Below are 7,494 nucleotides of genomic sequence, written 5' to 3' on the forward strand. Positions count from 1 at the left end.
ATGGGTACAGGGATATGGTGCATGACTGGGAAAAGTGATGGGGTTGAGAGGGTGGTATGGTATGTTGGTGCGGTCAGGATATGTGAGATTGTGGGTACGGTTTGTAAGTTACAGGTACATAGTATCTCGGCGTAATTGCTATTTTTCCGAGATTTTGCGGAATTCCGGGGAATTATTCGGAGATTGAGAAAAAAGGGGAAAAGTCAGGAAATGAGCATATCCTGCCGGCAATACAGGGGAAATACAGAGAAAATATTGCACTCTGGTTTGTGCCCTGAAAAAAACTCCGAATAATTCTCCCGGGAATTACGCCAAGTTTGGGGCAATTATTCCGAGTTTTCAAAAGGTGGTGATTTTTATGGACAGGGCCGGAAAAAAGGTCAGGGACATCTCCTATCACAGTCCCAAAACCGGCGGGATGGTGGTGGTCCACAGCGAGGCGGCACGGGCGTACAGCAAGTATCTGGAGGAGCGTCCCGAGGTTGCGTCCTACGAGGCGTGCAAGCCCCTGGACGGCACCCGGCTGAACAGCATCCAAAAGACAGACATCCGGGGCGAGTATTTCAAGGCCCAATGGACCAGCGACTTTTGCATCCGCTTTGCTGACGGCACCACCGGCGTCCGGGAGCTGGTCAGCGCGTCCGACCTGACCCGACGGGCCGAGGTGGAAAAGCTGGAGCTGTCCCGCCGCTATTGGGCCGCGCTGGGGGTGCAGGACTGGAAAATCGTCATAGCTGGTAAGTAGAGCAAGGCAGGGCGGCAAAATATCTATTGAGGGGAGGAATGTTGCAGATGTTCGTGCGCATATCAGGGGCACGCTTCCGGGTGCTCCAGCAAGACGCCGGCGGCGCGTGGGTCATCGCCTATGACGAGTATCAGATGCCCACCTACATCAACCGGGACGAGCTGGAGCGTGCGGAGCGCATCGCGGCGCCGGAAGAGTATGTCCGCAACCGGGAGCGCCCCATGTCAGCGGCCCAGCGGCAGCGATATGATCTGCTTCGGCTTGCCCTGGAGGATGACCGCTGTATCACAGACGAAGCCCACCGCACAGAGGTCTTTGCCGCCATCGCCCGGGAGCACAACACCACGGTCAGACGGCTGCGGCGCTTGTACCATGCCTATCTCGCCCGGGGGAGTCTGACCAAGAGCAAGCCGCGGGAGATCATCCGCCGCACCGACTTTGAAGCGGCCATCCGCAAGTATTATTTCAGCGCCAAGCGCAACAGTCTCCGCACGGCCTATGAACTATTCATCCTGGAGAACTACACCAACAAGGGCGTCTTGGCGGACCAGATACCATCCTGGAGCAGCTTCCGCCTGTATTACTTCCGCCATTTCAAAGGCGACCCGCAGAAGGAGATTGCCCGGGAGGGCCTGACCGCCTACCAGCGCAACAACAGGCCGCTGTACGGCTCCGCCATGCAGTACCGGGAGAGCGTGGGGTGCTATCAGGTGGACGAGACACAGGGGGACATCTATCTGGTCTCCAAGTGGGACCGAAGTAAGGTCATAGGCCGGCCCAACGTCTATCTGGCCATCGACACAGCCAGCGGCTTAATCGCCGGAGTGTACGTCGGACTGGACGCGGGGGAGACTGCCCTGATGGCCTGCATCGCCAACGCCGCCGGGGACAAGGCGACTTATTGCGCGGCCTATGGTATAGACCTGTCTCCCGCCGACTGGCCAAGCCGCGGCCTTCCCTCGGAAATCATCAGTGACCGGGGCGGGGAGTTCGTAGGAGAGCGCATCAACGAGCTGTGTATCTGCTACGGCATCGACCGGCAGGCGCTCCCACCGTTCCGGGCCGAGGAAAAGCCCTTGGTGGAGAGGGCTATGGACTTAATTCAGGACAGCTACAAGTCCATGCTCCGGGGGCGCGGCGTCATCGGGGACGATGTGGGGGAGCGGTGGGCCACGGACTACCGGCAGCAGGCCATCCTGACCCTGGACGAGTACACGGCCATTGTGATACATACGATTATCGCGCTCAACAAGGGCCGCGTGCTGACCGACATTGGCCACTTGCCCGTGGACGCGCCCAACACGCCCGCAGCCCTCTGGAAATGGCTTGTTGACCGGGGCAAAAGCACTCTGCTGGATGTGGACGCGGGCGAGCTCTATCGACGTGCCCTGCCCCGCGCATCGGGCAAGCTCACCCGAAAGGGAATCGTGTGGAATGGCCTGCGCTATCTCCTAGAGCGCGGCGCGGAGCTGACCGTGGGGGCAAAAGTCGAGTATGCCTACGACGCCCAGGACACCAGCCATATCTACGTGGTCGGCAAAGATAAGCGCCTGATACCCTGCTCCCTGGCCCCGTCCAGCTCCCGGTATGACGGCTACGATATGGCTGATGTGGCCGTCATGCGCCGGGAGGAGGCGGAAAAAGAAAAAGCCGCCCGCCAGACGGAACTGGAGGCCCGGGTCGCTATGCGGAGCGAGATAGAGCGCATCATCCGGCAGGCCGAGGAACAGAGCCCCGGGAGCAGAGATATATCTGAAATCCAGCGGCATCGAACTAATGAGAGGAGGCGTCTGACATGAAGTACAAGCTCGGGATGCAGACCGTGGAGGCGGTCTATGACAACAGCGGAAGCCAGAATCCGCTCATTGAGGCGCTGCCGGAATGCCTTGGGTCGGAGCAGTTTGAAAAGCAAATCCGGTGCTGTCCGCCGCCGCCCCAAGCGTGCCAGGACATGAGCATGGCCGAGCGCCGTCAGGGCCTCGCCCTGCTGCCCACGGTGTTCGTGCCACTGGACTATATGTACTACGTCTATGACTCGCTGTATCGGATGCTCACGAGCAGCTACCACACCCTCACTTCACGGGAGCGCGTTACGAAAATCAACGCCCTGTTTCTCTCCGGCGGCTCCATGGCCGGCTACGGGGCCCAGGCGCAGTCCGGGGCGCTGCTGGGGACACCTGGACTGGGCAAGACCAGCACGCTCCGGCGGTGCCTGTCCCTGCTGCCACAGGTCATCAGCCACGAAAAGTATCTAGGGAAGGCGTTTTACTGCAAGCAGGTCTTGTGGCTCCATGTGGAGTGCCCCAGTGACGCATCCCAAAAGACTATGGCCTATAACATCGTCCGGGCGCTGGACATGGCCGTGGGGAGCAACCACCTGGACTATCTCTTGCGGGCGCGTTCCGGCTCGGTCAGCTCCGTCAGCACCTATATCAAGACCCTGTGCGTCACCTACAACGTGGGATTGCTGGTGGTGGACGAGATACAGAACGTCGTTGCCACCGCCCAGCGAACCAATCGGATTAAACCTCTGATCCGGTTCCTGACTGAGCTGACCAACGACACCTGCACAGCGGTCTATTTTACGGGAACCATTCTTGCGGAAACCGTGTTCCAGAGCGAGGAGTACCTGCGGAGGCGGACGCGGGGGCCCCGGCTCCTGCCCTTCAAGCCGGATGGGGCCTACCGGGCGTTCCTACAAGCTCTCTGGCCGTACCAGTACACGCCGGAGCAGGCAGTCTTGACGGACCGGCTGGCCAATCAGATATACGATTACAGCGGCGGCATCCCGGCGTATATCTCCAAACTGCTGGAGGAAGCCCAGGCCCAGGCGCTCATGCGTGGCATCAGCAGGATAGACCGCAAGATGATTGCCGCGGCGGCGGACTATCTGGCCATCCAGCCGCCCAAGGAGCTGGGGACGGGGACGTTCTTATCAGACTTCCAAGCCCCTGCGGCGGGCTCCATGGAGCACCTGACGGACACCCCCACCCAGCAGGAGGCCGAGGATACCCCCGAGGACACCAGCCCCGTCAAGCGGCTCTACGCCGTCCCACGGGGCCGGAAAGCCGCAGAGCGCGACGAGAGGGACCTGCTGGTGGCTTTTAAGGCGGGGACACTCCGGGAGCTGCTGCTGTCCCAGGGCATGGTGGAGGAGGTGGTATTGTGCTGATGTGGTTCCCATCGCCGTACCCGGACGAGTTGTTTTACAGCGTGCTGTGCAGGTATTATCTTTCCAGCGGCATCAAGGAGCATTATCTGGTAAAGAAACAACTCTTTGGCACAAAGGCCGGGGTGAAGATGGCGACGCTCTATCCCAATGCCGCCGTCCATGCGGTTCTGTCCCAGCTCCCGGAGGGCGTGTTTGATGGGCGCGACATGATACTGCACCACACGCCGTTTTTGTATTACGCCAGGATGCACCCGCAACAGGAGCGCGAAGTCCTGCTGGATGATCTGCTGCAAGGTCGGAGCAAAACGCCTACCCATCTGTGGCGGACATTCCCCAAAGGGGACTACGCCTTACGGTATTGCCCGCTCTGCATCCAGGAGGACACGAAGATTTACGGGGAGGCGTACTACCATGTGGAGCACCAGATACCCCTCTCCAGCGTGTGCGTCCGGCATCGGTGCCGGCTGAAGCAGATTACCATTGACAATCCTCGCCTTGCCCTCAATAACAAGTTTTATCCCCTGAGCACGATGGAGACAGACCGGGAGCCTGACATGGACGTTACAGCCGCAGAGCTTCAGGTCAGCGAGCTGGTGCGGGAATATTGGCGGCTGCCCGCATCCGTATCGCCCCCTGCCTGCAACAACCTATATCAGACTTTGCTCAACAGCGGATATAGGACCATTGTGCGGCAAACCGGCCTCAATATAGACAGGGCAAAGCTCTACACCGCCCTGTGCGGCTACCACGAGGCGGAGGTGGTGAAAAAGATATTTGGCGAAAACATCTCCGGTACGATGATGAACCGCATCAAGACCTGGGAGCAGCTATTGCCGGACCGGTATATCTTGATACAAGCCATGCTCGATCTGCCCACCAAAACCGTGTTTGACCCGGAGCCCATCTGGGACAATCTCAGGGAGAAGATAGGGCGCATGGCAAAACAGGGTGGTTTCTGCACGCTCCGGCAGGTTGCGGGTGAGCTCCGTCTAAAGCAATACGAGGTCAACGCCATCCTGCGCTATTACGACATGGACCCGTTCTGGCGGGAAGTGCCTGCGGGCAAAAGCCAAACAGCGCGGAAGGGGATACTGCGCTGCACCGTGGACGAGGCGGAGCTGGAGCGCATCCGGCAATACAGTCAGGGGCTGGGCTACCACTGTGCTGGTGCGTTCGCGCTGGATTGTATGCGTTATGTGATGGAGAAAGCGGAGTTGTCCCGCCGGTAGTGGGAGGCCGCGGGGGTGTCAGACTGGCGCGCCGCCCTGTTGCAGGATGGAGGCCGTGTGCCATGATCCGTCATGGCCTGGGAATACAGGGGAGAAGGGAGCAGGCCGCCGCTCTGCACCATGCCACATAGGCCATGTATTCCCGGGCCCTGTCACCCCCACGCCCCCGGCTAATACAGAAAGCAAGCGAGGCGGAAACTAAGGCGATAGGTATGGTTTCTCTCTATGTCTGCATCCCTGTCCACTTTTCCGCTTTTTTCCTCAAAAACTTTTTACTTATACCATTATATTTATTTTATTTATTTTTTATAAAAAAGTGGAAAAGTAGACAGAAGCACTGCAAACCCTTGTGTCGCAACGATTTCCGGGTGTCTACTTTTTTGCTTCCCCGTCACCTTTTTGTAGGCAGAAGCTACCCTTGCGAACATAGCACGGCCGCGCTATAATGTGGTACAAATCATCCATCCAAAGAAAGGAGGCGGTACAACATGGCGCAAGAGCCTGATACAAGACCCGCGCCGGCGGAAGGTGGTACGGCATCCCCCAAAAGTCCAGCCCGAAAATTTTTCCGGGCCATAGCGGCCCCCGTTCTTGTCCTTTTGGTTATCCTCGGCTTCTTCCTGGTGACCGGTTTGCGCCTCTGTGCCGTCCAATCCGGTTCTATGGAGCCTGAAATCCCCACTTACAGTTATTGCCTCGTAAACACACACTACGACTACGACAGCCTCCAAGTGGGCGACATTATTGTCTACGACCGACCGTATGACCATTTGCAAGTTGTCCACCGCATCGTTTCCATCCTCGACGAGGGTATCATCACCCAAGGCGATGCGAACCCGGTAGACGATGGCATCCTGCTCACCGAGAGTGACATCGTCGGCGTGTACCTGGGTCATATCCCCGGCGTCGGCCGCATTGTCAACATCATTCGGACGCCGGTAGGTATCGGCTTCATATTGGCCATCGTGGTACTGCTGCTTATATCAGACGTCCGTTCGCAACAGAAGAAATCGAAAGACAGCAACCCCCCTGACGAGCAGTAGATCACGGCCCCCAAAAAAGAACATGCTCCCGCAGGCATCTCACCATAGAGATACCTGCGGGAGCATTATTTTTTTGGTGATTTACTGTTACGCCGTCGGCGGCTCAGGCTGGGCATGCACAGCGACCGAGGTGCGACGCACAATGCCGGTTACCCTTTTCCCGATATATGGCCCAGGGAAAGTTATGCCATAGTCACTCAGTAACTCCTCTCGGCCACAGTCATAGCCAAACGGCACCTTAATGTGGTCATTGTTAGCTCCCCGACCGGGATACATCCATTCGTCCGCGAGGGGCGGTTTCTGCAAGACCCTGGTAAGCTCTGTGATAAATGTATTTTTCCCCAGGGACGTGCTTGACGGATTGTTGTCCTTTAAGTAATTCTTATACAGAATATACAAAATTTCAAAAGGATATACATCATATTTAACCATTTGTGGGAGGCACTCCAACGCAAACTCCATGACTGGATTGTTGGACAAGCTGAAAGCATCCGCCGCCGTCTTGCACGCAGCCGGCACCGGCAGCTCGTAATATTGTGGCATTATCGTCAGCACACGATACAAGACATACTCCAGCACTTCCGGTCGGGTCAGATAGTCCTCCTTGATGTACTTCCGCTCCCGCCCGGTGAAGCACTTATCGAACTCGATGATTAGGCATCTCCGCAAAAAACTGTCCGTTCTGTCGCGCACGCGCGGCAAATCATTGAAGCACTGGACCATGAAGCCCTTGAACTGAAATTCGACGGCGTCACGATACTTGCGGGAGATGGAGACATTATCGCCGGTGACAAGGGCCTTGGCGTTGCTCGACTTATCCACGTACTCACCCACATTGTTTTCATCGGTCATGATGCAGGCCGCCCGCATAATCGGCTCCAGGGCAAAATTTTTGTCCATGTCCGCCAAGCGCACAGATACACAGTTTTCACGGCCGACCAGCGCCCGCAATAGGGCCAAAATCGTGCCTTTCCCGCTGTTGCCGGAGGACGAGTAGAACCATGCTGTGCGGCCCCACCCCACATTGGAGCGAACCACTGCGCCGATGATGTGCCACATCAGGTCCACCAGTTCCGGGTCGCTAAAGAGCTCCTGCATCCAGCCCTCCACATCCCAGTCAGTTCCGTCATCCTGGTTGTGGATGACAACATTTCGGGCGGAAGGGTTATACGGCACACTGATTTTTGAGAGGAACACATAATCAGGCGAAAACGGCATCAAAACTTGACTACGATAGTCAAAAATGCCATTTGCCACCGGCACAAGGTCCCGGTTCGGTGTCCTCTGCCTGATTGGCACGGTGTT

Annotated in this window: 6 protein-coding genes; 5 read left to right on the plus strand and 1 reads right to left on the minus strand. The window is 57.6% G+C overall.

The features are described from left to right. Positions 1–358: 358 nt before the first annotated feature. From B5F94_RS15160 to B5F94_RS15180, 5 genes are all read left to right on the plus strand, one after another. On the plus strand, positions 359–745 hold the full coding sequence (locus tag B5F94_RS15160) for a hypothetical protein (RefSeq protein ID WP_087331342.1): 387 nt from the start codon (positions 359–361) through the stop codon (positions 743–745). A gap of 47 nt (positions 746–792) precedes the next feature. Next, a complete protein-coding gene (locus B5F94_RS15165) occupies positions 793–2,544 on the plus strand; it encodes a Mu transposase C-terminal domain-containing protein (RefSeq protein WP_158100303.1) in 1,752 nt (583 codons plus the stop codon). Further along, positions 2,541–3,917, plus strand: a complete 1,377-nt coding sequence (locus B5F94_RS15170) for an ATP-binding protein (protein WP_242961260.1) — start codon at positions 2,541–2,543, stop codon at positions 3,915–3,917. The genes B5F94_RS15165 and B5F94_RS15170 overlap by 4 nt, the downstream gene beginning before the upstream one ends. Then, positions 3,917–5,146 carry a TniQ family protein gene (locus B5F94_RS15175; RefSeq protein ID WP_242961261.1) on the plus strand — a complete coding sequence of 410 codons (1,230 nt, stop codon included), beginning with the start codon at positions 3,917–3,919 and terminating at the stop codon, positions 5,144–5,146. The genes B5F94_RS15170 and B5F94_RS15175 overlap by 1 nt, the downstream gene beginning before the upstream one ends. A gap of 488 nt (positions 5,147–5,634) precedes the next feature. Next, the gene (locus B5F94_RS15180; protein WP_087272559.1) at positions 5,635–6,189 is read left to right on the plus strand and encodes a signal peptidase I; all 555 of its coding nucleotides are present in this window, start codon (positions 5,635–5,637) and stop codon (positions 6,187–6,189) included. Between the two features lie 87 nt (positions 6,190–6,276). On the opposite strand, the gene B5F94_RS15185 is transcribed toward B5F94_RS15180, so the two are convergent. After that, positions 6,277–7,494 (minus strand): DNA primase family protein (locus tag B5F94_RS15185; RefSeq protein WP_143383323.1); only part of this gene is annotated, 1,218 nt, incomplete at its 5' end.

Source organism: Flavonifractor sp. An4, assembly GCF_002161755.1.
GTDB classification, from domain to species: domain Bacteria; phylum Bacillota; class Clostridia; order Oscillospirales; family Oscillospiraceae; genus Flavonifractor; species Flavonifractor avicola.